Source organism: Kitasatospora sp. NPDC086791 (assembly GCF_040685975.1).
GTDB lineage: Bacteria > Actinomycetota > Actinomycetes > Streptomycetales > Streptomycetaceae > Kitasatospora.
Genome location: NZ_JBFBOC010000012.1, coordinates 139,091 through 164,006 on the forward strand (window position 1 = coordinate 139,091; position 24,916 = coordinate 164,006).

Consider the following 24,916-nt stretch of genomic DNA (forward strand, 5'->3'; position numbering starts at 1 on the left):
GTGCCGGTGCCAGTGCCGGTGCCCGTGCCGGTGTGCCCGCTCAGGGCCTGCTAGTCCTGCCGGACGGCCCTGCGCCTACGGGCCAGCAGCACCAGCGCCGCGCCGAGGGCGAGCAACACCGCCGCGCCCGCCACGGCGAACGGGATCGCCGTGCCCGCACCGGTGTTGGGCAGGTGCCCGGGCGCGGGAGCCGGCGGGGCCGGGGGCTCCGGGGGCGCCGGGACCGGGGTCGACGTCGGCGGCGGCGTCGGGGCTCCGGTCGGTGTGGGCGTGGCCGTCGGCGTCGGGGTCGGGATCAGCCGGTTGACCGCCGTCACCGAGACCCCGTCGTCGAGGTTGCCCGCGCTGAGCACGAGCGGCCCGAACACCGTGACCTCCGGGGCCGAGTACCCCTCCGGCGGGCTCAGTTCCTGCCAGTAGTACGTGCCCGGCACGCCCCTGCCCTGGCAGAGCCCGTCGGCCCCGGTCGTGCACGGTTCGCCCACCTTGGTGTCGGGCTTGTCGCCGGTCGGCTGCAGCCCGTCCGTGCCGTTCGTCTCGTGCCACAGCTGGAACGTGGCGCCCGCCAGCGGTTTGCCGTCCTGGTCGTGCTTGACCAGGCGCAGCGCGCCCTCCTGTTGGCGGAAGCCGAAGTCGTAGGTGTGGTCGTTCTCCCCGGGCCCGCCGGTGGTGAGCGCCCGTTCGGGGTACTTGCCGCCCGCGGGGACGATGCCCTTGGAGTCGATGAAGTGGTTGTCACCGACGTCGTGTTCGGTGGCCACCCACTGGTACAGCGGGCCGTCCTTGGCGTAGTCGGCCGGCTCGTCCAGCTTGATCGTGTACTTCGTCCTCGGCTTGAGGCCGCCCTCGACGTTGCTGTCGTCGAAGTAGTACTCGCCGCGCGCCGTCGTCTTCGCCGTGCCGACCAGCTTCCCCGCCTCGTCGTACAGGTGGACGGTGACGCCCGGCACCGGGCGCTGGCCCGGCAGTTGGAGTCCGCTGCGCTCGGGGTCGTACCAGACCCGGTTGCCGATCTGCAGCGGCGCCTGGTCGCAGAGCACTTCGAGGTCGCCCATCGCGGCGCCCTTGCCGAACGGCGGGACCGACCCGGCCGGGTTGAGCCGCAGGCCTCCGTCGGCCTTGCCGTCGCGCTTGTCGAAGGCCGGGCCGTAGCCGAAGGCCATGCCGTTGGTGTCGTAGCCCGAGGTCGCGATGGAGTCCTCGGCCTTGGAGAACGCCATTCCGGCGTTCAGGGCGTTGTTGTGGCCGATGCGGTTGTTGTCGAAGAACCGGGTGCCCCGGGTGGTGGCCCCGCAGCCGTTGTCGGTGTCCAGCAGGTAGACGCCGTTCACCGGGCAGGCCTTGTTCAGGTCACCGCCGGGCAGGACGTTGGCCGTCGTGCCGGCCGTCGGTCCGGCCGCCGACTGGTCGCCGAAGCGGTCCCGGAAGGCGATCAGCATCGAGCCGTCGGTCTCGAACGCGATCTCGGCCAGGGCCGGCTCGGGGTTGGCCAGGTAGCCGGTGCAGGTCTGTCCGTTCTGGGTGGCCGGGAAGGTGTCCTGCCACGGGAACCAGGCGGCGCCGGGGCACGGCCCGCCGACCGTGCTGCCGCGCGGGTAGTCGAGCGGCTGGTCCAGCACGGCCTTCTTGAACGCGCCGGTGGCCGGGTCGAAGGGCAGCACCACGGCCCGCAGGTCCGAGGCCCTGCCGGTCGACTCGCCGGAGCAGACGCCGCCGAGGTAGCCGGTGCCGTCCTGCAGGCCGAGGCCGTACGGCCGCCAGTCCCCGGCCGCCGGGCAACCCGGGTCCGGGATCGGGTACGCGGCCTTCGGCTCCGCCGCCGTCGGCGCGGTGGCGTCGTAGCGGTAGAGCTTGCGGTCGTGGAGGTTGACGACGAACAGGTCCTTGCCGTCGTCGGTGATCTTGACGGCGCCGAGGCTCTCCTTCCCCACCGCGGGCAGGAAGGCGTCGTCGTTGCCCGGGCCGTGCGGCGTCGTGCCGGCGTCCGGGACGGTCGCGAAGAGCGTGGTGGTCTTCTTCGCCGGGTCGGTCACGTAGATCGCGCCCGGGCCGCCGGGGCCGTACGCCGTGGTGCGCTTGGCCGAGGCCGCGGCGAAGAGCCGCTTGTCGGCCCGGTTCCACGCGACGCCGTAGAGGTTGCCGGTCTGGTCGGCCGTGGCCAGGTCGGTCACGGTCGCGTCGGTGCCGGCCACGCCCCGGGCGCTGTACGGGAAGGAGACCAGCGTGTGCGCCGATCCGCCTTCCCTGGGCGCGGGTTGACAGGTCGAGACCAGCGGCGCGTTCTTCTGGCAGTAGTCACCCGGGCTCCACAGCCCCGTGGTGAGTTCCACCTTCTTGCCGCCGGTGAGGTCGACGAACTCCTCGTTGCTGCTGAGCTGGTTCGGCGCGCCCGTCAGTCCCTGGCGCGAGGCGAAGGCCGGAAACAGCACTCCGGGCTTCGGATTCACCACCTGCACGCGGTACTTGCCGCCGGCCGCCTTGCTCGCGGCCGGGGCCAGCGTCACCGTGCCGTCGGCCGCCGTGGTGCCCTCGATGCCGGCCCCGGCGTCGTCCGTGAGCGTCACCTTCACGCCCGCGATCCCGGGTTCCAGCACGGGCGTCCACACCCCGCTGGTGTCCACGGCCCGGATCACCCGGACCGTCACCGTGCCGTCCCCCGTCTGCGGAAACGCCGACGGGGCCGCGGCCAACGAGCAGGCGCCGATCACGACGGCGAATGCCGCCGCGCCGCCCGCGGTCCGGCGGCCGAGCCCGCCCGGTCGCCACCGGTCCGGGCCGCGTGCGGCTCCGGCTGTTCGTTCACTGGTCGTCGTCATCCCTGCTCTCATCGTCACGTTGGGCATTCCGGTGGGGCCTGCCGCCCGACCTCGCGAGGGAGTTCGCGTGTGGCGAAAAGCCGCCATTGTTAACGGGAGCTTAAAGCGGCCTCCCGGAAGTTCGCAGGAAAACAAGGAACTTTGACGAAGCATCAGGCGTTTCGACGGCCGTCGCAGCACGGCACCTCCGACCTCGGCCCACCGCTCCGACCTGCGACGGAACGCCACCCATCGCCCGGCGCGGCCGCCGGACACCGCATGAACCTGTCGACAATCGAACACAGGTCCCGCCCGGTCTGCGCACACCGCACCCCATCTCACCCACCCCCGCGACGACTTCCGCACCGGCACCGCCACCCCGGCGCGGCCGAAACCCGCTCTGGCACGATGGTCCGATGCGCATACTGATCATGGGCGGTACCAGATTCGTCGGCCTCCACCTCGCCGAGGCGGCCCTCGCCGCCGGGCACGACGTCACGGTGCTGCACCGGGGCAGGTCCGGCGCCCACCTGCTCCCCGACGCCACCCACCTGATCGCCGACCGCGACGCCGACCTGTCCGTCCTGCGCGGCCTCGACTGGGACGCCACCGTCGACGTCAGCGCCTACTACCCGCGCCAGATCCGGGACTTGGCCGCCGCGATCGACCCGGGCGCCGCCGGGCGCTACCTCCTGGTCTCGTCCATGGCGGTGTACGACACCCCGGCCGCCCCGGGCTTCACCGAGGACTCCCCGCTGCGCCCCGCCGACGGCCCGGAGCCCGACACCGTCACCGTCGAGACCTACGGCGTCCTCAAGGTGCAGTGCGAGCGCGCGGCCCGGCAGGCCTTCGGCCCCGGGACGCTACTGGTCCGCCCGACGTACGTGATCGGCCCCCAGGACTACACCCACCGCTTCGACTACTGGGTGCAGCGCCTCGCAAGGGGTGGCGAGGTCCTGGCCCCGGGCCGGCCCGACGCGCCGATCCAGGTGGTCGACGCCCGCGACCTCGCCGTCTGGATGCTGGCCCTGCTGGAACGGAACGCCTCCGGAGCCCACCACGCCGCCACACCACCGCCGTTCACCTTCGGCGACCTCCTCGACGCCGTCGCCTCGGCGGTCGCCCCGGCCGGCACCACGGTCACCTGGGTCGCCGAGGACTTCCTGCGCGCGGCCGGCGTCCCGGACCAGGCGCTCCCGCTGTGGCCCGGCAGCCCGCAGCTCCGGGCCACCAACACCGCCGACCCGGCCGCCGCCCTCGCCAGTGGCCTCCGGCTCCGCCCGGTGGCCGACACCGCCCGGGACGTCCTCGCGTTCGAGCCGCTGCCGGAGACCCTGACGCCCGAACAGGAGGCCGACCTCCTCGCCGCCTGGCACCGGCGGTAGGCGGCCCGTGGCCCGTGGCCCGTGGCCCGTGGCCCGTGGCCCGTGGCCCGTGGCCCGTGGCCCGTGGCCCGTGGCCCGTGGCCCGTGGCCCGTGGCCCGTGGATCCGCACCCTCCGGGAGCGGTACGACCGGGTCCGAATCGCGCTAGGGTGTCCGTCCGTGGGCGCGGCGCCCTGTTCGGTGCGCGGCGCTGCGGGCCGCGCCGGTGCGCAGGACCACCCCGCCCGGCGTGCCATCCCGGTCGCCTCGACCGCGCCCACCGGAGCCGCCCCCTCCCCCGGAACTGCTGTGCGCCACCGCCGTACAGCAGCCGCTGCGGCCCCGGCCCGGACATCTCCCGGGCCGGGGCCGCAGTGCGTCGGGGCGCAGGCGGAGCGCACCCGGGGCGCCGGCGGCGCCGGGGCTGCCGGGGCTGCCGGGCAGGCGAACGGCCTTACCGCGCAGTCGCGTTGTACGGCCGTCGGATCCGGCCGGGGCCTCGCCCCCCGTAGCGCAGGTGCGCCACCCGACCGCTCAGAAGAGGCCGTCGTCCTCGTAGTAGTTGTTGACCACGACCTCCGGTCCGTCGTCGAACGCCTCGTTCAGCAGCGCGCCGCCGACCAGGCCCGCCGCGCCCGCGCCGATCAGCGCGCCGGCGCCGAAGCGCCGGCCGCCGCCCTGGCCCTGCTGGACCTGCTGGCCGGGTGCCTGCGGGTACCCCTGCTGCGGGACGGGCTGCGGGTACCCCTGCTGCGGGGTGTAGAACGGCGGGACGGTGGTCTGCACCCGCTGGGCGCAGGCGACACAGGTCTCGATCTGGCGCGGCACGCCCCACTGCGGCGACCACAGCACCGCCGTCGTACCGGCGCCGTGCGAGGGGTCGAAGAAACACGTCACGGGGGAACTCCCTGGTGCTGTCGGGGTCTGCGGTACGGGGGGCGCTGCTGCGGGAACCACCGGCGCGGGCGGTGCGGGCGGTCCCGCCGACCCGGCCGGCTTCGCCGCAGCCGAGACCGGAGCCGCAGCCGAGACCGGAGCCGGCGGGGCCGCCGGAGCGGGCTGCAGGACGTCCACGCCGAAGTCCGCGGCGATGCCCGCGAGCCCCGCGGCGTACCCCTGCCCGACCGCCCGGAACTTCCAGTCCGCGCCGTGCCGGTAGAGCTCGCCGAACACCATCGCCGTCTCGCTGCCCGCCTCGGGCGCCACGTCGTAGCGGGCCACCTCGGTGCCGCCGTCCGGATCGATGACCCTGACGTACGCGCCGCGGACCTGCCCGAAGCTCTGGCGCCGCTGCGCCGCGTCGTAGATCGCCACCGCGAAGACGATCCTCTCCACGTCGGCGGAGACCTCGGCGAGCCGGACCTCGATCTGCTCGCGGTCGGCCCCGCCGCCGGAGCCGCCCTGGTGGCGGACCGAGCCGTCCGGGCTCCGCAGGTTGTTGAAGAAGACGAAGTTCCGGTCCGCGCCGACCTTCCCGTCCGCCCCGCACAGCAACGCGCTGGCGTCCAGGTCGTACCCGGCTCCGACCGTCCAGCCGAGGCCGATCCGGGCCACCCTCAGCCCGGGGGCCTGCCTGCTCAGGGAGACGTTGCCGCCCTTCGTCAGGGCCACACTCATGGGACTTCCTCCACGACCGTACGAGTACCGCTGTTCGACTACGACAACGCTGTAGAACTCGTACCGGTTCCCGGCCCGCCGGCACGAGCACGCCGGTACGGCGAGGCGCCGCCGCACAGGTCGGCGATCAGGGTCTCGAGGGTGAGGTCGGGCGCTGTCACCCGCCCAGCCCGCGGGCCGTGCGGCGGCACCCTGGCGGGGCGTCAGGTCCGAACCTATTGTCAGGGACATGACACTTCTTCGCCGTACCGCCGGGCTGGCCGCCGCCCTCACCGGAACGCTCGCCGCCCTGCTGGCCCCGGCCGCCGCCCACGCCGATCCGGGCGGCTGCCGCACCACCACCACGGCCTCGCCCGACGCCGAGCAGGCCCGCCTCCAGGACACCCGCACGGCCGCCTTCACCGAGCGCTCCGGCCTGCGCGACCTGCTCCGCGGCTTCCCGGCGGCCTTGTGCGCCACCCACGACGCCCGCCGGGCGGAGCGGGTGGTGGACGCCTGGGGCCGGGCGCTCTGGCAGGCCGGCGTGGACCGCGCCCAGGGCCGGCGGCCGAGCGGCGAACTGCCCGCCCGCGACGACCGCCCGCTGTACTGGACCCGGCTCGCCATGACCGTCCGACTGGCGAACTGGCAGCCCGGTTTCGCCGTCGACCACGCCGGGTTGCGGGCCCGCTTCGAGGACGCCTCGCGCGGCCTGGGCGACCGTTTCAGTGCCGCGCCCGGCCTGCGCCGGATCTTCGTCAGCGGTTTCGACCCGTACGGCCTGGACAGCGAGCCGCGCCGCGCCAACCCCTCCGGCGCGGCCGTCCTGCAGCTGAACGGACGGCGGATCACCCTCGCCGACGGCAGCACCGCCGAGGTACGGGCCGTCGTCCTGCCGGTCCGCTACGGCGACTTCGACCGGGGGATGGTGGAACGCGCCTTCGGTCCGCACCTGGTGGCCGGCCCGCAGTCCGCCGACCTGATCACCAGCATCAGCCAGGGCTACCCCGGCACGTTCACCCTGGAGGCCTGGGCCGGGCGGGCCCGCTCCGCCGACCCGGCCACCGACAACGTCGGCGCCCTCTCCGGCGGGACCACCCGGCACCCGGTCGACGCCCCCGGCCTGGCCGCCGGGCCCCAGTTCATCCGCACCAGCCTGCCCACCGACGCCATGACGACCGTCCAGCAGCCCTACCCGGTCCTGCTCAACACCCCCGTCACCGAGATCCCGGCCGGCGCCACCGATCCGGTCGTGCGCCCCGACGGCCCCACCGCCGGCTCCCGCGCGGTCGCCGGAGGCGGCGGCGGGTACCTCTCCAACGAGGTCGCCTACCGCTCCAACCGGCTGCGCCTCGACCTCGCCCCCGGCCTGCCCGGCGGTCACCTGCACACCCCGGTCCTCACCGGCCTCCCCGCCGACCGGAACCGCCTCACCGCACCGGAGTTCGAGCAGAACGAGGCCGCGATCGCCGACCAGGTCCGCGCCGTCCTGAGCAGTGCCCGCCTCTGAACCACACCCCGCGGCGCGGGCGGTGGGCGGCCTGCAGGCACACGGCGGGCGGCGGCGGGCTGTCACCCCGGGCACGATCGCACGCCCCCGCTCCGCCCCTTCACACCGGACCGGCGAAGCGCGTCCCCAGGGCCCGGACCCGCGACGCGGCGATCTCCGCGTGGGCCGCCTCGCGGTCCGCCCAGTGCGAGCCCTCGACGGACTTGCCGCGCTCCAGGTCCTTGTACACCCGGAAGAAGTGGGTGATCTCCAGCAGGTCGAACTCGGGCAGGTCGCCGATGTCCTGCAGGGCCTCGTAGCGCGGGTCCCGGGCCGGGACGCAGAGCACCTTCTGGTCCGGGCCGCGCTCGTCGCGCATCACCCACATGCCCACCGTCCGGCAGGTCAGCACGCAGCCGGGGACGGCCGGTTCGCCACCGAGCACCAGGGCGTCCAGCGGCTCGCCGTCACCACCGAGGGTGCCCTCGACGTAGCCGTAGTCCGCGGGGTACCGGGTGGCCGTGAACAGGGTGCGGTCCAGGCGGATCCGGCCCGCCGCGAAGTCCATCACGTACTTGTTCCGCGACCCCTGCGGGATCTCGATCATCACCTGGAACTCCACCGCGGCCTCCTCCTCGGCTCCTGGGGAGAGCTCACGGACTCCCGGAGAGATTGTCGGCCGTTCGGGCGCTATCCGAAACCGCCTCCGCCGTTCAGCCGAGTCCACTACCATCCGCGCCATGGGGAGCTGGCAGGTCACCGTCACGGACCACCAACGCAGGAGCGGCGGACGGCCGCAGGGACGCCCGGAGGGGCCGCTGGCCCGCCGGGACGGGCTGGAGGTGCACGGCCGCGACGGCGAACTCCGCTGCGTCGACGCCACCGGCCGGGTCCGCTGGCGCCGGCCCTGCCCGGGGCGGCCGAACGCGGCCCACCTCTCCGCCGACCGCGCGCTGGTCACCACCGACTCCTTCGACTACACCGCCTGGGGCCACCTCGGCCCGGCCCTGCTGCTCGACCTCGCCGACGGCAGCACAGTCGCCGAACTGCGCGGCGAGCGCGCGGCGGCCCTGGACGGCGGCCGCTTCGCGCTCGGACTGGAGGGCTACGACACCTTCCGCACCTGGGCGTACGACCGGGACGGCACCCCGGTCGACTCCTGGCCCAGCTACGGGCACTACGTCGTCGGCGACGGCCTGCGGGTGGTCGAGACGGACCGCCGCCGCCCGACCCGGAGCCGGGTGGTGCGGCTGCTGCCCGGCGGGCGGATCGAACGCGGCCCGCTGCTCGCCGACCCGCAGGCCCCCGAGCCGCTGGTGCTGCCGGACGGCACCCTCCTGGTCCTCGACGCCGGGACGCTGCGGGCCGTCGGGCACGACCTGGACGACGCCGTCCTCGCCGAACTGCACCCGCTGGCCGCCGACCGGCAGCACCGCTTCACCGGCTCGCTGCGCCGCACCGCCGACCGCCCGGACGTGACCCTGCCGGCCGGGTCCCGGCCGGACGCGACCCGGCCCGACGCAACTCCGCCAGACGCGACCCTGCCGGACGTGACGCTGCTGGACGCGACCCTGGTCGAACGCCACCCGACCCGGATGGGCGCGTACACCACCCACGCCTGGCGCCTCGAACTGCACCCGCCGCGCCGGATCCGGGCCCACCCCGTCGGCCCAGGTCTCGATTGAGCGGCGGAACTGACGGGGCGGCAGTACTTCGCCCACGATTCCCCTACGGTGACGCCTGCAACAATCGTCACCTGCAAGAGGGGGCACTCCATGTCCCGGAGCCGGAAACTCCACCGCCTCGGCAACCCCGACGCCGACGAACGCCGCGCCCAGCGCGTGCTGTTCCGCCACCTCCGCGACGACACCACCGCCGAGCGCGGCCGGATGGCCAAACGGGTGCGCGAGCTCCAGCTCCTGCTGTCGATGGACCCGGTCGAGTTCGAGCGGCTCGTCGCCCGGCTGATGGAGGCGATGGGCCTGAAGGTCGAGCTCACCGCGCGGTCCCGGGACGGCGGGGTGGACGTCCGCGGCATCGACACCGATCCGTTCCGCGGCGGCAACGTGATCGTGCAGGTGAAGCGGTACCGCGACACGGTGCCGCCCTCGGCCGTGCGCGACCTCTACGGAACGCTGCGGCACGACGAGGCCGCGACGAAGGCCGTCCTCGTCACGACCAGCCGGTTCGGCCCCAGCTCGCACCAGTTCGTCACCGGCAAGGCCGTCACCCTGATCAACGGCTCCGAGCTGGTCGGACTGCTCAAGCACCACGGCTTCCACGAGGTGTTCACCGCCGCCCAGGAGGAGTCCGCCGCCGAGGCGGCCGGTCTGGCCGAACTGCCCGCGATCGAGGTCGCCGCCGAGCCCGCCCGGCTGCTCCTGCACTGGACCGGGGAGGAGGAGTACGACATCGCCGCCCTGGTCTGCCGGGGGAACGTCGCGGTCTCCGACGACCACCTGGTGTTCTACAACAACGGCTCCACGCCCGACGGTTCGGTCCGGCTGGTGAGCGGCTACCAGGACGCCGACGCCTGCCTGCTGGTCGACTTCGACGCGCTGCCCGCCGACGTCGACCGGCTCGTCGTCATCGCCGCGGCCGACACCGAGAACCACCCGGACGCCACCATGGCCGGATTCGCCGGACCGGCGCTGATCCTGGAGACCGGTGTCGACCAGGACGCCGCCGTGATGCACCTGGCGGACGGCGCCGAGACCAACACCGCGATGCGGCTCGGCCGGTTCGACCGCGACGCCTCCGGCGACTGGGAGTTCACCCCGGCCCTCGCCGGCTACCCGGGCGGGCTGCGGCAGGCGGTGGTCGCGTACGGCCTGGAGGTCGAGGAGGCGTAGCGCCGGGGCCGCCCGGCCACGGGGGCTCCGCGGCCGGGCACCGCACGCCGAGGCACCCGCCCCGGGGGCCCGAGGCCCCGGACCTCAGGCCCCGGACCTCACACCGTGGGCCTCACACCGCGGGTCTCGCGCCGTCGGCCTCACCGCACGACCGGCAGTTCCAGTACCGACGCCCGGTCCCCGCCCCACCCGATCCGGTAGCTCGCCCGGCCGTCGGCCGGGAGCAGCTGGAAGGAGTCCGGGTTGGCGGCCGCCACGGTGAGCCGGATCCGCTCACCGGCCCGGAACAGCACCGAGACCGGCTGGAGGTCGATGGTGACGCGCTGCGCCTCGCCCTGCGGGAAGTCCTCGGCGTCCTCCGCCGCGTAGCTGCGCGGCGTGCGCAGCCGGCGCCAGTCGGGATTGTCGTCCCGATCGGCCACGGCCCGGTTGGCCAGGGAGAGTTGACCCTCCGTCAGATACGTCACCCGGCCGTCCGGGGCGACGTCCTCCAGGTACACGTGCAGGGCGCCCCGGGCCGAGCCGGCCAGGCCGGTCACGTCGAGGGTGACCTTCCCGTTCCCGGTGACCCGGGTGTCGGCGGTGAGCGGCGCGCTGGTGTAGCCGAGCAGTTTGGCGTCGACGGCGGCCCGGTCGGGGTAACTGACCTCGTCGCCGCTGAGGTTGGTGTTCCAGCGGTCCAGCGGGCCGGTGCCGGCGGTCGGGTCGAGGCGCAGCAGGTCGGTACCGGTGCGGCGGTCGGCCGGCCGGCGGCCGAGCGTGTTGCCGGCCCCGAGGTAGAACGCCTGGGTGCGGGTGCCGGGCACCGGCCAGCGGGTGGTGGTGCGCCAGACGCCCTCGTTGAAGGTGTAGTAGTGCACCTGGCGGGTGCCGTCGGGGCGGGCGTCGCCCCGGACGTAGCGGTCGAAGAAGTCGAAGGTGCGCTGGTCGAGTTGGGCGTGTTCCGGCCGGGTGAGCGGGCGGGCCGGCTGGAAGGGGTCGGCGAGCCAGCCGGCGCCGTGGTTCCAGGGGCCGATCCAGTCGTCCTGGGTGTTGCCGAGGCCGGTGAACTGGGAGAGCACGCCGTTCGCGGTGCCCGCGTCGAGCCAGCCGGCCCGGGTCAGGATCGGTACCCCGCCCGCCTCGACGGCGTCGGTGTGCTCGCCGACGCTGCCGACCGTCCAGCTCTTCGGGCCGTCCCGGTAGTCGCGGAACACGCCGGAGGCCGCCATCTCGACCAGGTTGGCGTTGCCGGCGTGCTCGGCGCGGGCGGCGGCGAGCAGGGCGGGGCCGTCCGGGCCGTCGACCGGGCGGGGCTGGAGGCCGGTGAGACCGATGTGCGCGCAGAGCTCCCGGGTCCGCTGGTCGGTGTCGCAGGTGGTGCCGCCGGCCTGGTCGAGGATGCGCAGCAGCAGCGCGTACGGGGCGAGCCGGGGCTCGATGAGCGCGCCGCCCGGGCGCACCAGGTCCTCGTAGGGGTCGAAGTCGTAGGAGATCGGGGCGGCGGCGGTGATGTGGTGGTTGCCGAGGGCGGTGGCGAGCATCGCGGTGTCGCCGCTGTAGGAGATGCCGGTGGTGCCGACCCGGCCGTTGGACCAGGGCTGGGCGGCGATCCAGTCGCTGAGCGGCCCGCTGTCGGCGACGACGGCGGCGCCGAGTTCGGAGGTGAGGGTGCCGAAGGAGGCGCCGGTGCCGCGCAGGTCGGCGACCACATAGGCGTAGCCGCGGGCGGTCCACAGCTCGGCCTCGCCGCTCACACCGGCGGTTTCGCCGACGCGGACCCTGGCTCGCCAGTAGCGCTGGGTGACCAGCACGGTGGGCAGGTCGGCACCGGCCCGGGTGCCCTCGGGCAGGTAGACGTCGACGGCGAGGCGGACCCCGTCCGGCATGGTCACGTAGCGCGACTGCAGCTGCGGTTGGCCGGACCCGGCGACGGTGCGGACGGGCTCCGCGACGGGCGCCGGGGACGCGGCGGGCGCGGCGGCCGCCGGGGCGACCGTGAGCCCGAGCACCGCCGCGGTCGCGGCCGCGGCCGCGACCAGCGCCGCCAGCGGGCGGCGCGACAGCGCGCGGTGAGGCGTCACGCGGCGCGACAGCGTGCGCCTCATCGGGCGGTCGCCTTCCAGGGACCTTCCTCCGGGCGGGCCTCGCCGTCCGTCCCGGGCCAGGGCGGCATGGTCACGGCGGTGATCCGCAGCGGCCCGTCGGAGTCCTCGTCCGCCCGGAACTGGAAGGCGGTGCCGAGCGGCACCGACGCGGCGGTGCCGGGAGCGAGCCGTACGGCCTCCTCCCGCCCGTCCTGGCGGCGCCAGAGCTCGCCGCTGCCCGCGGTGACCAGCCACAGCTCCTCGACGGTGGCGTGCGAGACCGCATGGGTCACCCGTCCGGGAGCGAGCGCGAACACCGCGAGGCTCCCCCGCCCTTCCAGGACCAGCAGCGGGTGCACTTCGGCGCCGTCCGGGGCGGTGACCACGGGGGTGTCCCCGAGGTCCGCGGTGCCGAAGGGCGGGTGGTCTGCTTGATGGTTCATCCGACGACCTGGCCTCTCTCGTGTGACCGAGTAGCGTGGTCTCGTCCCCCACCGCCGATGGGACCACGGTCACCCGCCCGCCCGCCAGAGCGCGCTACCCGGAGACGACCCCGAGTTGCCCCCGACCCGGCCCGAAGTCCCGGACGGCCTCGGTGACGATCGCCTCCAACCGGGCGTGGTGGGCGCCGCGCCAGTAGGCCTGGCCGCACTCGGTGCACTGGGCGAAGGCGTCGTAGGAACGTTCGGTGCCGTCCCGCAACTGCTCGCGCACCGAGGTCTTGGTGGCCGTGCGCAGGGTGCCGTTGCAGGTGGTGCAGCGGCTCCAGGGAACGAGCGGCGGGGCGAACCGGGAGAGCACGTCGCGCAGTTGCTCGGCGGGGCGGTGGCTGTAGACGTAGGCACCGGCCCAGAGCTCGCGGCGGCGCAGCAGGCCGCGGTCGCGCGACAGCATGATGCGCTGCTCGGCCGCGGAACGGGCGGCCAGCGCGGCGTCGCCGATGTCGGGGTTCTCGTACGCGGCGTCCACGCCGAGCAGGCGCAGTCGGCGGGCGAGGGTGCCGAGGTGGACGTCGAGCAGGAAGCGCGGCGGGGCCGCCGAGGGCTGTGGCCTGGTCACGGCCCGGACCTCGATGTGCTCGCCGTCGGCCGGGACGTGCGCGTCGGGGACGGCCCGGCCGTCCACCAGCAGGGCGCCGACCTCGGTGAGCGGGACGCCCAGGGACTCGACCACGTGGCCGAGGGTGGAGACGCCGTCGGTGCGCAGCGCGGTGCGGCCCGCCCGCCGGGGCGAGGAGACGAAGAGGTGCAGCTCAGGGGCGAAGTCGAGCCAGATCTGGGGTCGGTCCACGCGGCCAGCATGCCAGCGCGCGGCGGGTGGGGGCCAGCAGTTTCCGGCTCCCGCTTCCGGCGGCTGCGGCCCGGAGGCCCCCAGCCGCCCGGTCGTGCCCGCCACCTCGGCTGTCCCGGCAGCCCCTGCGCGCCCGGCGTCCCCGCGCACCGCTACGCCTCCTCCGCCGCGGCGCCCGTCACGACCGGTGACGCCGGTGACGCCGCGTGGTCCCGTTCCGCACCGTCCCACTCCGCACGGACCCGCTCCGCACGGACCCGCTCCGCACGGCCCTGATCCGCCCGGTCCCGCTCCGCCCAGCGAGCGACCGGCCCCATCGCGTAGCCCGCCGCGAGGAACACCGCGCCCAGGACCAGCCAGCCCGCGAGGCCCCCGTCCAGCAGCAGTGCGGTGAGCAGCAGCGGCCCGAGGGTGCGGGCGACGGCGACGCCGGTGCCGAAGAAGCCCTGGTACTGGCCGATCCGCTCCGGCGGGGCGAGGTCGAAGCCGATCTGCCAGGAGCCCGCCGACTGCCGCATCTCGCCGGCCACCTGCAGCACCGACGCCGCGACCAGCAGCGCGCCGACCGCCCACACCGGTACGTCCAGCGCGGACAGTCCGAAGACCGCGCAGCAGCCGAGCAGCAGCACCCCGGCCGAGCGCACCGCCCGTGCGGCCGAGTCGAGCCCGGTGACGTCGCGCGCCGCCCGGACCTGGACGAGCAGCACCGCCAGGGTGTTGAGCACGAACAGCGCCGAGCCGAGCCAGCCGATCCCGGGCGCGCGCCGGGCGATCCAGAGCGGGATGATCAGGCTGAGCAGCGGCATGCGCAGCAGCAGCACGGCATTGACCAGGGTGACGGCGGCGTACCGCCGGTCGCGCAGCACGGCCAGCCGCGGTCCGGTGCCGGACTCCTTCGGCCCGGGCGGGACTTCGGGCAGCAGCCGGAGGACGAGCGCGCCGATCAGCAGGCCGAGCGCGGTGACGACGAAGGCGCCCAGGTACGCGGCCCGGCTGCCGACACTCAGCGCGATGCCACCGACGGCCGCGCCGACGGCCAAGCCCCCGTTGAGGGTCGACTGCAGATGGGCGAGCAGGCCGGTCCGCTCCCCGGGCGGCACCAGACCGGCGACCAGCGCCTGCCGGGCCGCCGTCAGCCCGGACTGGGCGGTCGCGTAGAGGCAGACCGCGAGCAGGAACGGCGGGTAGGAGCGGATCACCAGGAAGGCGGCGGCGAGGGCCGCGGCCGCGAGCCCGAGCGCCACCGCCGTACGGCGCGGGCCCCGCCGGTCGGCGAGGTGGCCGAGCGGGACGCCCGCCACCGAGCCGAGCGCCCAGCCGACGGCGAGGCCGAGTCCGAGGGCGGTGGGTGACATGCCGACGACCCGGGTGAAGTACAGCGCGGAGCAGGTGTAGTACGCGCCGTCGCCCACCGCGCTCGCCAACTGGGCTGCGGCCAGGGTCCGCTGGGGGCCGGCGGGCGGCAGCAGGCTGCCCCGCCGGGCGGCTGGGTCGGCCGGCACGTCTCTCCTCCTCTGGTGACGGATCGTCACCGTTCCGCCGACGGAGGGCCGTCCACCCACGGACGGGCGACAGCACCGGAGCGGCGAGCGGCGCGCGGGCCGTGGGTTCACCACCGTCGGCAACGGTTTCACCCCTCACCCTAGGCAGGAACCGGACCAGTCGACAGGTCCAGTGATCAAGGAATTCCTTGGGCCACTTCCGCCCGCCGCCGTACCGCCGGCCGAGCGCTGAACCCTCGTGCGACACCGGCCCGTTGGCGTCTCCGGGTGCTGCGACGGCGCTCCACCCGGGCCTTCCCCGCGCGGCCGAAGCGCCGTCCGTACCCGCTCCGAATCCGCTCCGGCCGGACGCTGCAAAACCACGATCAGCCGGTCCAGGGGCCAACTTTGACCGTGTTGACCCGTCAGTAGCGCCCTTTTATGCTCGACGGCGTTCGCGATCCGGCACCGGGGCCGGGGCCGCCGTGCCCGCCCGATCCGGCGCCGTCTCCGGCTCGAAGGGCACCTCCCATCAGCACCTCCATCGCGCCCTCGGACCCCACCGGAAACCCGGGCCCCGCCGAACACCCCACCCCAGCCGGACACCCACGCGCCGCCGACCCCTCCCGCACCGCCGACCGCCGCGCGGCAGGGGCGGCCGAGGCCGGACCGACCCGCCGGCGCCGCTTCCTCACCTACCTACTGGCCGCGCCCACCCTCACCGTCGCCGCCCGCCTCGGCCTCGACGCCGCCGACCCCGCCACCGCGCGGGCCGCCGGGCCGGGCACCGGACAGGCCGCCGGACCGGCCACCCACGCCGCCGCGGCCGCCCGCACCGCCGCACCCCCGCAGCTGCTCGGCCTGCCCGGCGTCCCGGACGTCGCCGGCCTCGGCGACGCGATGATCCTCGCCGGGTTGCCGACCTCGCACCTGCTGGTCCTCGAAGTCACCCCCGCCGGGCGCGCCGTGCTGCACCTGCCCCGGCTGGAGGTCGGCCAGGGCCTCACCACCGCGATCGCGATGCTGGTCGCGGAGGAGCTCGACGCCCGGCTCACCGATGTGGACGTGCCGCTCTCCGACGGCCGCCCCGAACTGCTCTTCAACCAGCTGACCGGCGGCTCCAACTCCATCCGCTCGCTGTACGACCCGGTGCGCGGCGCGGCCGCCGCCGCCCGTGCCCGACTGGTGACCGCCGCCGCCGGGCGCTGGAACGTTCCGGCGGCCACCCTGCGCACCGCCGACTCCGCCGTCCTCGCCCCCGACGGCCGCCGGCTCGGCTACGGCGAACTGGCCGTCGCGGCGGCCACGATCGCCGCGCCCGCCGTCCCCACCCTCCCCAAGGCGGCCGACCAACTGCGCCTGGTCGGCCGGCCGACCGGCCGGATCGACGCCCGCGACATCGTCACCGGCCGCGCCACGTACGCCGGGGACCTGCGGGTCCCGGGGGCCGTGCCGACCGTGGTCGCCCGCCCCACCACCGTCAACGGCACCCTCGAGTCCCTGGACGCCTCCGCCGCCCGCGCGATGCCCGGGGTGCTCGGCGTGGTGCAGGTCCCGAGCGGCGTCGCCGTCCTCGCCGAGACCTTCGACCAGGCGCTCAAGGCCCGCGACGCACTGCGCACCACCTGGCACCCGGGCCCGCTCGCGGGCCTGTCCGACCACGACGTCAGGGAGCGGCTGCGCGCCGCCCACCCGCCGTTCCTCCCGCCACCGCCGCTCGCCCAGCACCTCGACGCCGAGTTCGACTTCGCCTTCGTCAACCACGCCCCGATGGAGGTGCTCACCGCCGTCGCCGACGTCCGGGCGAACCGGGCCGAGCTGTGGTTCGCCGCACAGAGCCCGATCGTCGCCCAGCAGACCATCGCCGCCGACCTCGGCCTGCCGCAGAGCGCCGTCACCGTCCACGTGGTGCGCGGCGGCGGCTCGTTCGGCCGGCGGCTGTTCTTCGACGCCGCCCTGGAGGCCGCCCGGATCTCCAAGGCCGCGGGCCGCCCGGTCAAGCTGATGTGGACCCGCAACGACGACATGCGCCACGGCCGGATGCGCCCGGCCGGCCACCACCGGATCCGGGCCGTCCACGGCCTCGACCGCGTGCTCAGCTGGGAGCACCGCGTCGCCGGCGTGCGGACCGACTTCGGCCACGGCCTCGGCGAGGCGCTCACCGCCGCCGGCTACCACCTCCCGCTGGCCGGGCTCGGCACCTCCCAGGTGTTCTTCCTGCTCACCGAGAAGAACCCGTACGACGTCGGCATCCCCACCCAACTGCTCGCCGAGGTCCCGCTGGACCTGCCCACCGGCAGCTGGCGCTCGGTGTACTCGGGCACCGTCCGGGTCTGCGACGAGATCGTGATGGACGAACTGGCCCGCCGGATGGGCCAGGACGAGGTCGCCTTCCGGCGCGCCCGGCTGCGCGGCGCCGCCGGCCGGGCCGTCCTGGACACCGTCGCCGCGAAGGGGAACTGGGGCCGCCCGATGCGCCCCGGCCAGGCCCAGGGCATCGGCTACCACGAGGAGAACGGCGGCGCCGCCGCCTACCTGGTCGAGCTGGACGCCACCGACCGGGCCGACCCCCGGGTCACCAAGGCGGTGATCGCCGCCGACGTCGGCCGGGTCATCAACCCCCGTGGTCTGGAGGCGCAGTTGACCGGCGCGCTGGTCGACGGCATCTCGGTGGTCCTGCAGGCCGGCAATCACCTCGACAACGGCGCGTTCCGGGAGGGCAGTTTCGGCGACTTCCACTACGCCCGGCAGCGGCACACCCCACCGGTGGTCGAGATCCACCTGATGCCGCCGAGCGGACCGCCGGGCGGCGCGGGCGAGTTGGGCGTCCCGGCCGCCTGCGCCGCGGTCGCCAACGCGTACGCCCGCGCGACCGGCACCGGCCCGCGCTCCTTCCCGATCTCCTTCTGACCTTCCGGCGCCGCCGCCCGCCCGTCACCACCACCCGAACATCGCGACCACCCGTCCGTCCGCCCAGAGCCGAGGATCCCGACTCCCCATGCCCACCCACACCTTCGTCCTCAACGGGCGGCCCGTCACCGTCGAGGCCCCGGACGACATGCCGCTGCTCTGGGTGCTGCGCGACAAGCTCGGCGTCACCGGCCCCAAGTACGGCTGCGGGGTGGGCGTCTGCCGCGCCTGCACCAGCCACCTGGACGGCCAGGAGTTCCAGCCCTGCACCCGGTCCGTCAAGGACTGCGCCGGCCACAGCGTCACCACCATCGAGGGCCTCGCCGACGGCGAGACCCTGCACCCCGTCCAGGAGGCCTGGCTCTCCTGCGACGTCGCCCAGTGCGGCTTCTGCCAGCCGGGCCAGATCATGGCGGCGGTCGCCCTGCTGCGCCGCACCCCGAACCCGACGGACGCGGACATCGACGGGATCCAGAACGTCTGCCGCTGCGGGACCTACCCGCGCATCCGCGAGGCGATCAAGCAGGCGGCCGCCCGGCAGGCCGCCAGGCCCTGACGGCGCACTGGCCTGCGTACCTGCACGCGCCCGACTGCCTCCGAAGTCCCCTCTCCGCAGCCCTACTTCGGAAGTCGGCCTACCCCACGACGGGCGCCGCCGGGTCGCGCCCGAAGAACGCGGCGAGCCGGTCGTACGGCGGGGCGTCCTCGGGCACGGCGACGGCCGGGCCGAAGGCGTGGTGGTCCTCCTCGGTGCCGCGGTACTCGGGTTTGAGCGCACCCTCCGCCCAGGCGAGGGCGGCGAGCGCGACCTCGTGGTCCAGACCCTCGGTGGACTGGCCGCCGGAGCGGGCCAAGTCCCATCCGTGGACGGCGAATTCGGCGATCTGCTGGTCCACCGGGAAGCGGGCCGGCAGGGTCCCGATGCCGGGCACCTCCAAGGTGCCGCCGAGGTTCCCGGCGGCGCGCCAGGCGTCGACCAGTTCCTCGGCCCCGGCCTCGAAGGCGTGCAGCCAGTCCTCCTCGACCCGCTCGAAGGGCTGCGACCAGTCCGGCTGTCCGCCCTTCGCCCGGACGGTGAACTGCCGCAGGTCGTGCAGCAGATGGCTGACCAGGTCGCCGACGTCCCAGGAGCGGCAGGGGGTCGGGTGACCGGCCAGCTCGACGCCGGTGCCGTCGATCAGCCCGGCGGTCTGCGCGAGGGCCCGGGCGAGCAGTCCGATCGGGTCGTCCGCTGCGGTCATGGCACACCTCTCGGTCGGGGGCACGGGTCGTGCCGGGCGATCGTAAGCGCGAGCGCCGGCGACCGCCCGGCACGACACCGCCCCCGCGTGCGCCGGGCGCCTGCCGTCGCACCCGACCGACCCACCGGGCCCGCCGACCGACCGACCCACCGGGCCCGCCGACCGACCGACTCACCGGGCCGTCAGGCCGCGAAGCCGCCGTCCACCGCCAGCTCCGCACCCGTCACGTACCGGCCGTCCTCGCCCACCAGGTAGGCGACGGCGGCCGCGATCTCCGCCCCGGTGCCGAAGCGGCCGAGCGCCGTGAGCCCGCGCTGGAGTTCCGCCGACGGGCCCGCGGCCGGGTTCATGTCGGTGTCGATCGGGCCCGGGTGCACCAGGTTGGCGGTGATCCCGCGCGGGCCGAGCTCGCGGGCCAGTGCCTTGGTGAGCCCGATCAGCGCGGCCTTGCTGGTCGCGTACAGCGTGGCACCGGGGAAGGGGACCCGCTTGGCGATGCAGCTGCCGATGGTGACGATCCGCCCGCCCTCGGCCAGGTGCGCGGAGGCCGCCCGGGCGAACAGGAAGGGCGCCCGGACGTTCACCTCCAGCACCCGGTCGACGTCGTCCGGCGTCAGCTCGTCGATCGGCCCGAGCACGCCGATGCCGGCGTTGTTCACCAGGACGTCCAGCCGCCCGAACCGCTCGGCGACCGCCGCCACGACGGCCTGCACCTCCTGCGGGTCCGCGCTGTCCGCCCGGACGGCCCAGCCGGTCCGCCCCATCGCGGTGATCTTCGCGGCGACCTCCTCGGCCCGCTCGGCGCCGCCCTGGTAGGTCAGCACCACGTCGACGCCGTCCTCGGCCAGCCGCAACGCGACCGCCGCCCCGATCCCCCGGCTGCCGCCGGTCACCAGGGCGACCTTGCGCTCGGACACTGCCGCACCGTTCATCGTCATATCTCCAGAACTCCTCGTTCCGATCTCGGACATGACTCGATCCTGGTCCGGGGCGCCGGAAACCTCCGGCGGCATTCGGACGTTGCGTTCAACGTTCAACCATGCCTCGAAGCGCCCCCGCGCTCCGGCACGTGCGCCGCCTACCGGTAGTACGAACCGACCGCCGGCTGCCCCGTGTAGTTCGGCCCGGCGGCCGGGTCGGCCCCCGCGTAGACGAAGGGCAGTTCGACCGGCCGCCCGCCGTCCAGGACCAGCAGGTGCCGCCGCGCCTGGTACCCGAACCCGGCCGCCCGCAGTGCCGCCACGACCGGACGGGCCGCGCTGGACCCGTCCGGCCGGCGCACCGACTCCGGGTCGAAGTGGGCGGCGAACCGGCCGTCCGGGGCCAGCCAGGAGGCGGCGCGGGCGATCGCGCCGAGCTGGTCGCCGAGGTAGTGCAGGCCATGCACACAGGTGATCAGGTCGTAGGACCGGCCTGGCGCCCAGTCCGCGACCGCCGCCGTGACCAGCCGCAGCTGGGGCAGGGCCGCCGCGTCCGGCGGCGGGGCCATCGGGCCGACCAGGTCGACCCCGGTCAGCTCGACCCCCTCCGGCAGCCGCCGCGCGGCCTCCGCCAGCGCCCGGCCCTCACCGCTGCACAGGTCCAGCCAGCCGGGTGCCGCGCCGGTGCGCTCCAGCAGCCAGGCGAGCGGCGAGAACCCGAGCTCACGGGCGTAGCTGTTCACCCCGCTGAGCCCGCGCTCGCGGTTCATGGTGCTGTTGGCCACCACGGAGGAGGCGGTGAGCGCGTTGTCGTCGATCAGTCGGACCATCAGCCGACCCTACCGGCGCGGCAGCAGCTCGCCGGATCAGCCCGGAGCAACCCGGAACAGCCCGGAAGCGACCCGACGCAGCCCGGACCGCACTGCACCCGGAACGCACCCCGCCCGAAGCGCACCCACCCGGAACGCACTGCGCCGAGCGGCCGCCCCCGTACAGGGGGCAGCCGCTCGGCCGGGTTGCGAGGCCGCGGCGGAGGCTGGGTCGGGCACTCCGCCGCATCGGTGTTCGCGGGATCCGTCAGATGGTCAGCGTCTGACCCGGGAAGATCAGGTCCGGGTTGTCGCCGACGACGCGCACGTTCTTGCTGTAGAGGGCGTCGGTGTCGACGCCGTACCTGGCCGCGATGTCGCTCAGGGTGTCACCGCTCCGGACGGTGTAGCTGCCGCCCGCGGTGTTCTTCGGGCTCGACGGCGCGGACTGCGCCGGCTTCGCCGACGGCCGGCCCGCGGCCGGGTCGGCGGCCTTGGGCGCCTGCTGCTTGGCCGCCGGCGCGGCCTGGGCCGGCTTGACGGCGGGCTGGGCCACCTTCGTCGGCGGCTTGGGGGGCTTGGCGGCCGGCTTGGCGGCCGACGAGGTGTCGACGGCGGCCGGGGCGCCGCCCTTGCTCAGCCCCGCCTTCCTGGAGCAGACCGGCCAGGCGCCCGGACCCTGCGAGGCGAGGACCTTCTCGGCGACGGCGATCTGCTGCGCCCTGGTCGCCTGGTTGGCCTGGGGGGCGTACGCGGTACCGCCGTACGCCTTCCAGGTGCTGGGAGAGAACTGCAGGCCGCCGTGGAACCCGTTTCCGGTGTTGATGCTCCAGTTGCCGCCGCTCTCGCACTGGGCGACGGCGTCCCAGGCGGATTCCGGTGCGGCGGAGGCCGAGGTGGCCGTGACGAGGCCGACCACCGGCAGGGCCGCGGCAGCGGCGCCCGCGACGACCGCCATCCGCACACGGTTGCGCTTGGTGGTGGTCTCGGTGGCAGCGGTGGTCTCGTGACGGGGATTCATGCGGATCCTCTCGACAAGCCCCGGGCGGGCAGGCGGAACCAGGCCCGGGACATGGGCCGGTCGTGTTCGCTCACCTCACTCGACGGCGGCCGGGCACGCGTCGGACGTGCCCTGCCGCCCCGGTCACCTCCGCTCGCCGACGGCCTGTTCGAGCCGGCCTGGTCGGCAGGCACCGCCCTCGCGCCGTGGGTCAGTCGGCGGGCAGTGCGTCGGGGTGAACCCGGGTGGCGCTCGTTGCGCCGCCAATGAAGCTAGGGGCAACCCCGGGGCTCAGCAAGCAATTCTTCTACGCCGCAGGTCAGTTGACTGTTACCGGCGGTATCGATCAAGAAACGACGCCCGGTTCGACCGGTTTTGACCGCATTTCCAAGATCAAATGGTCACTTTCCGTGCCCTCGCTCACACCTGTCCATTCGCAAGTGCCGGCACACCATCGACGCGCCGCGACGGATCACTGACGGACCGTCACCAACGCAGCCGGAGTTCCCGGTTCCGTGCGGCCGTCGAGTGGGATCGCCCACATCGACCACACTCCGTGATTGAACGAACGCGCTCAGCTCCGGCCGTCGAGCTCCGCGTCCCGCGCCAACAGCGCCGCCTGGACCCGGTTCTCGCAGCCCAGCTTGGCCAGGATCCGGCTCACGTAGGTCTTCACCGTCGCCTCGCTCATGTGGATCCGGGCCCCCGCGTCGGCGTTGGACAGTCCCTCGCCGAGCAGTGCCAGCACCTCCAGCTCGCGCCCGGTCAGCACCTCCAGCCGGCGCCGGGCCGCGGCGCTGCGGGCGGCCAGCGAGCCGCTGCGCCCGGACGCGAGCGAGTCGACGATGTGCCGGGTGGCCGCCGGGGAGAGGAAGGCGTTCCCGCCGGCCGCCGCCCGGACCGCCTGGATCAGCTCGTTCGGCGCGGTGTCCTTGAGCAGGAAGCCGGCGCCGCCCTCGGTCACGGCGCGCAGGACGTTCTCGCGCTCCCCGAAGGTGGTGAGGATCAGCGCCCGCGCGCCGGGGGCGACCTTCGGCAGCTCCCCGAGCGCCGTCAGCCCGTCCATCACCGGCATCTGGATGTCCAGCAGCACCACGTCCACCCGGTGCGCCCGCGCCAGCTCCAGCGCCTCCCGGCCGTCGGCGGCCTCGGCGACCACCTCGATGTCGGCGGCGGAGCCGAGGATCATCCTGATCCCGGCCCGGATCAGCGGCTCGTCGTCGGCGACGAGGACTCGGATCACGCTGGTCATCCCCTCGAACAGTGCTGCGGCTGCGGCACCATCCTCACATCACCGCCGACCGGACCGGACACCCGGCCCCCGGCTCCCGGGGCTGCCCGCGCGGGCAGCCCCGGTCAGTCCGGGTCAGCCGTGGTCGACGTACTCCTGCTTGTCCACCAGCGCCCCGTCCTTGAAGCAGAACCGCGCCACGTGCTGCTCGTCCCAGCTCTCACCGGGCGTGCCGTCCAGGATGTACCACCGGCACTGCGCCCCGTCCGGCGGGGTCGGCCCGGTGCCCTTGTACTCATCGGTGAAGAAGCCGTTGCCGGAGGGCAGTTCGCGCATCACCGCGGCCTGCGCGGTACCGACCTCGATCCGGTCGTACTGCGGCTTCTTCACCGTCGCGTCGCGGCTGCCGTCCACGAAGGCCACGACGCCCCAGACCAGCAGCCCCAGCACGGTCAGCCCGACCGCCACCACGCCGACCGCGCACCCCAGCGCCGGACTGCGGCGCTCGCCGTCCACCCCGTCGGCCGTCGGCAGGCCCTCGAACACCCAGTCGTCCACGCCGGCCGCGGCGGCGGCGCCCTCCTTTCCGCCCTCCGCCCCCTCGTACGGCAGCACGGCGGCCAGCCGGAAGCCCTGCTCGGGCGTCAGCCCGGCATGCACCATGCCACCGACCAACCGGACGCGCTCCCGCAGCCCGGTCAGCCCCTGACCGCCACTCACGGCCTGGCCCGCGCCGGTGCGCGCGCCCACGAGCTCCGGCGCACGCTCGTTGGTGACCTCCACCACCAGCGCGTCCGGCTCGTACCGGAGCGCGACGCCGATGGGCGCGCCGGGGGCGTGCTTGTGGGCGTTGGTGAGCGCCTCCTGCACGATCCGGTACGCCGCGTGGTCGACCGAGGCCGGCAGCGGGCGCCGCTCGCCCTCCCTGGTGAGCACGACCGCCGCCCCGGCCGCCCGGGAGGAGTCCACCAGCCCGTCGATCCCGTCCACCCCGCCCCGGGCCGGCGCCGCACCCGCCGCACCCGCACCCGCACCCACCGCGCCCGACGCGCCGGCGGCACCCGCCGCCCCCGCCATCGGCGGCACCGCCGTCGACTCGTCGTGCAGCACCCCGACCACCTCGCGCAGCTCGCGCATCGCCGCGACCGCGGCCTGCCGCAGCACTCCGACCGCCTCCCGCTGCCGGTCGGTGAGCGTGCGGTCCACCTCCAGCGCGCCCGAGTGCACCGAGATCAGCGCCAGCTGGTGGCCCAGGCTGTCGTGCATGTCCTGGGCGATCCGGTGCCGCTCGCGCAGCCGCGCCTGGTGCACCACCATGACGCGCTCGCGCACCAGCTGGTCGTTGCGCTCGCGCAGCGCGTCCAGCAGCGCGCGCCGCTGCGCGCGGTAGCGGCCGTAGAGCCCGGGCAGCACGGCGAGCAGCAGGAACCCGCCCAGCGACAGCCCCAGGACGAGCTTGGGCGAGACCGAGCCGGCGTCCTTCAGCACACCGGTCGCGGTGAACAGCACCCAGCCCAGGACGAAGGTGCCGACCAGCGTCCAGACCCGGCGGATCCGCGCCCCGGCGGCCCAGCCCGCGCAGACCAGCAGCAGCACCGAACCGGCCGACCAGCCGGAGGCGGCCGAGGCGGCCAGCAGCACGGTGACCGGCAGCCCCCGCCGCAGCACCCACAGCACCGCGACGCCCAGCCCGAACGGCACCGCCAGGCCGGTGCTGTCGGCGGCGACCTCCAGCAGCGCGGCGAGACCGCCCATCAGCAGGGCGAGCGCGGCCTCGCCCACCACCCGGCGCGGCCGCCAGGGCCCCGGCAGCGCCGTCCGTACCGCCTTCTTCCAGGCCCGCGTGATCGCATCCACCCGTCGAGGCTAACC

Annotated in this window: 20 protein-coding genes; 7 read left to right on the plus strand and 13 right to left on the minus strand. The window is 75.0% G+C overall.

What is annotated here, in order from left to right; genetic code table 11:
• Positions 1–50: 50 nt before the first annotated feature.
• Positions 51–2,816, minus strand: a complete 2,766-nt coding sequence (locus AB0Q99_RS18875) for an SdrD B-like domain-containing protein (RefSeq protein ID WP_363573143.1) — start codon at positions 2,814–2,816, stop codon at positions 51–53.
• A gap of 395 nt (positions 2,817–3,211) precedes the next feature.
• Between AB0Q99_RS18875 and AB0Q99_RS18880 the strand changes: the two genes are divergently transcribed.
• Complete coding sequence (locus AB0Q99_RS18880) at positions 3,212–4,180, plus strand: NAD-dependent epimerase/dehydratase family protein (protein WP_363573145.1); 969 nt, start codon at positions 3,212–3,214, stop codon at positions 4,178–4,180.
• Positions 4,181–4,693: 513 nt separating this feature from the next.
• Here AB0Q99_RS18880 and AB0Q99_RS18885 read toward each other — a convergent pair.
• Positions 4,694–5,776 (minus strand): TerD family protein, encoded by a 1,083-nt coding sequence (locus tag AB0Q99_RS18885; RefSeq protein ID WP_363573147.1) that lies wholly within the window; start codon positions 5,774–5,776, stop codon positions 4,694–4,696.
• A gap of 229 nt (positions 5,777–6,005) precedes the next feature.
• On the opposite strand from AB0Q99_RS18885, the gene AB0Q99_RS18890 reads away from it, so the two are divergent.
• Positions 6,006–7,265, plus strand: a complete 1,260-nt coding sequence (locus AB0Q99_RS18890; RefSeq protein WP_363573149.1) for a pyroglutamyl peptidase — start codon at positions 6,006–6,008, stop codon at positions 7,263–7,265.
• A gap of 100 nt (positions 7,266–7,365) precedes the next feature.
• Here AB0Q99_RS18890 and AB0Q99_RS18895 read toward each other — a convergent pair whose 3' ends face one another.
• On the minus strand, positions 7,366–7,866 hold the full coding sequence (locus tag AB0Q99_RS18895; protein ID WP_363573151.1) for an inorganic diphosphatase: 501 nt from the start codon (positions 7,864–7,866) through the stop codon (positions 7,366–7,368).
• A 118-nt stretch (positions 7,867–7,984) separates the two neighbouring features.
• Between AB0Q99_RS18895 and AB0Q99_RS18900 the strand changes: the two genes are divergently transcribed.
• Both AB0Q99_RS18900 and AB0Q99_RS18905 read left to right on the plus strand, forming a co-directional pair.
• Positions 7,985–8,929, plus strand: a complete 945-nt coding sequence (locus AB0Q99_RS18900; protein WP_363573153.1) for a hypothetical protein — start codon at positions 7,985–7,987, stop codon at positions 8,927–8,929.
• A 90-nt stretch (positions 8,930–9,019) separates the two neighbouring features.
• A complete protein-coding gene (locus AB0Q99_RS18905) occupies positions 9,020–10,096 on the plus strand; it encodes a restriction endonuclease (RefSeq protein ID WP_363573155.1) in 1,077 nt (358 codons plus the stop codon).
• 140 nt (positions 10,097–10,236) lie between these two features.
• Here the strand turns inward: AB0Q99_RS18905 and AB0Q99_RS18910 are convergent, their stop codons facing one another.
• From AB0Q99_RS18910 to AB0Q99_RS18925, 4 genes are all read right to left on the minus strand, one after another.
• Complete coding sequence (locus AB0Q99_RS18910) at positions 10,237–12,159, minus strand: CocE/NonD family hydrolase (RefSeq protein WP_363573157.1); 1,923 nt, start codon at positions 12,157–12,159, stop codon at positions 10,237–10,239.
• Positions 12,160–12,179: 20 nt separating this feature from the next.
• Positions 12,180–12,605: a hypothetical protein gene (locus AB0Q99_RS18915; protein ID WP_363573159.1), complete on the minus strand. Its 426-nt coding sequence runs from the start codon at positions 12,603–12,605 to the stop codon at positions 12,180–12,182.
• Positions 12,606–12,699: 94 nt separating this feature from the next.
• Positions 12,700–13,452: a Mut7-C RNAse domain-containing protein gene (locus AB0Q99_RS18920; RefSeq protein ID WP_363573160.1), complete on the minus strand. Its 753-nt coding sequence runs from the start codon at positions 13,450–13,452 to the stop codon at positions 12,700–12,702.
• Between the two features lie 152 nt (positions 13,453–13,604).
• The gene (locus tag AB0Q99_RS18925) at positions 13,605–14,954 is read right to left on the minus strand and encodes an MFS transporter (protein WP_363573162.1); all 1,350 of its coding nucleotides are present in this window, start codon (positions 14,952–14,954) and stop codon (positions 13,605–13,607) included.
• Between the two features lie 420 nt (positions 14,955–15,374).
• Here AB0Q99_RS18925 and AB0Q99_RS18930 point away from each other — a divergent pair, with 420 nt between their 5' ends.
• Complete coding sequence (locus AB0Q99_RS18930; protein WP_363573164.1) at positions 15,375–17,843, plus strand: molybdopterin cofactor-binding domain-containing protein; 2,469 nt, start codon at positions 15,375–15,377, stop codon at positions 17,841–17,843.
• Positions 17,844–17,931: 88 nt separating this feature from the next.
• Complete coding sequence (locus AB0Q99_RS18935; RefSeq protein WP_363573166.1) at positions 17,932–18,399, plus strand: (2Fe-2S)-binding protein; 468 nt, start codon at positions 17,932–17,934, stop codon at positions 18,397–18,399.
• Positions 18,400–18,478: 79 nt separating this feature from the next.
• Here the strand turns inward: AB0Q99_RS18935 and AB0Q99_RS18940 are convergent, their stop codons facing one another.
• The 4 genes from AB0Q99_RS18940 to AB0Q99_RS18955 all read right to left on the minus strand — a co-directional run bounded on the left by AB0Q99_RS18940 (position 18,479) and on the right by AB0Q99_RS18955 (position 21,834).
• Positions 18,479–19,084: a TIGR03086 family metal-binding protein gene (locus tag AB0Q99_RS18940; protein WP_363573168.1), complete on the minus strand. Its 606-nt coding sequence runs from the start codon at positions 19,082–19,084 to the stop codon at positions 18,479–18,481.
• A 182-nt stretch (positions 19,085–19,266) separates the two neighbouring features.
• A complete protein-coding gene (locus AB0Q99_RS18945) occupies positions 19,267–20,022 on the minus strand; it encodes an SDR family oxidoreductase (protein WP_363573170.1) in 756 nt (251 codons plus the stop codon).
• Between the two features lie 140 nt (positions 20,023–20,162).
• Positions 20,163–20,834, minus strand: coding sequence for a class I SAM-dependent methyltransferase (locus tag AB0Q99_RS18950; protein ID WP_363573172.1), 672 nt, complete (start codon positions 20,832–20,834; stop codon positions 20,163–20,165).
• Between the two features lie 247 nt (positions 20,835–21,081).
• On the minus strand, positions 21,082–21,834 hold the full coding sequence (locus AB0Q99_RS18955) for a transglycosylase family protein (RefSeq protein WP_363573174.1): 753 nt from the start codon (positions 21,832–21,834) through the stop codon (positions 21,082–21,084).
• A gap of 224 nt (positions 21,835–22,058) precedes the next feature.
• On the opposite strand from AB0Q99_RS18955, the gene AB0Q99_RS18960 reads away from it, so the two are divergent.
• On the plus strand, positions 22,059–22,292 hold the full coding sequence (locus AB0Q99_RS18960; protein WP_363573176.1) for a hypothetical protein: 234 nt from the start codon (positions 22,059–22,061) through the stop codon (positions 22,290–22,292).
• Between the two features lie 95 nt (positions 22,293–22,387).
• Here the strand turns inward: AB0Q99_RS18960 and AB0Q99_RS18965 are convergent, their stop codons facing one another.
• Both AB0Q99_RS18965 and AB0Q99_RS18970 read right to left on the minus strand, forming a co-directional pair.
• On the minus strand, positions 22,388–23,056 hold the full coding sequence (locus AB0Q99_RS18965; protein ID WP_363573240.1) for a response regulator transcription factor: 669 nt from the start codon (positions 23,054–23,056) through the stop codon (positions 22,388–22,390).
• A gap of 123 nt (positions 23,057–23,179) precedes the next feature.
• Positions 23,180–24,901 carry a histidine kinase gene (locus tag AB0Q99_RS18970; protein ID WP_363573178.1) on the minus strand — a complete coding sequence of 574 codons (1,722 nt, stop codon included), beginning with the start codon at positions 24,899–24,901 and terminating at the stop codon, positions 23,180–23,182.
• Positions 24,902–24,916: the final 15 nt, after the last annotated feature.

Bases quoted from the DNA above. Each gene is read 5' to 3' on its own strand.
- AB0Q99_RS18875 (WP_363573143.1), bottom strand. From the start codon at position 2,816: ATGACGACGACCAGTGAACGAACAGCCGGAGCCGCACGCGGCCCGGAC.
- AB0Q99_RS18880 (WP_363573145.1), top strand. From the start codon at position 3,212: ATGCGCATACTGATCATGGGCGGTACCAGATTCGTCGGCCTCCACCTC.
- AB0Q99_RS18885 (WP_363573147.1), bottom strand. From the start codon at position 5,776: ATGAGTGTGGCCCTGACGAAGGGCGGCAACGTCTCCCTGAGCAGGCAG.
- AB0Q99_RS18890 (WP_363573149.1), top strand. From the start codon at position 6,006: ATGACACTTCTTCGCCGTACCGCCGGGCTGGCCGCCGCCCTCACCGGA.
- AB0Q99_RS18900 (WP_363573153.1), top strand. From the start codon at position 7,985: ATGGGGAGCTGGCAGGTCACCGTCACGGACCACCAACGCAGGAGCGGC.
- AB0Q99_RS18905 (WP_363573155.1), top strand. From the start codon at position 9,020: ATGTCCCGGAGCCGGAAACTCCACCGCCTCGGCAACCCCGACGCCGAC.
- AB0Q99_RS18915 (WP_363573159.1), bottom strand. From the start codon at position 12,605: ATGAACCATCAAGCAGACCACCCGCCCTTCGGCACCGCGGACCTCGGG.
- AB0Q99_RS18930 (WP_363573164.1), top strand. From the start codon at position 15,375: ATGCTCGACGGCGTTCGCGATCCGGCACCGGGGCCGGGGCCGCCGTGC.
- AB0Q99_RS18935 (WP_363573166.1), top strand. From the start codon at position 17,932: ATGCCCACCCACACCTTCGTCCTCAACGGGCGGCCCGTCACCGTCGAG.
- AB0Q99_RS18940 (WP_363573168.1), bottom strand. From the start codon at position 19,084: ATGACCGCAGCGGACGACCCGATCGGACTGCTCGCCCGGGCCCTCGCG.
- AB0Q99_RS18945 (WP_363573170.1), bottom strand. From the start codon at position 20,022: ATGACGATGAACGGTGCGGCAGTGTCCGAGCGCAAGGTCGCCCTGGTG.
- AB0Q99_RS18950 (WP_363573172.1), bottom strand. From the start codon at position 20,834: ATGGTCCGACTGATCGACGACAACGCGCTCACCGCCTCCTCCGTGGTG.
- AB0Q99_RS18955 (WP_363573174.1), bottom strand. From the start codon at position 21,834: ATGAATCCCCGTCACGAGACCACCGCTGCCACCGAGACCACCACCAAG.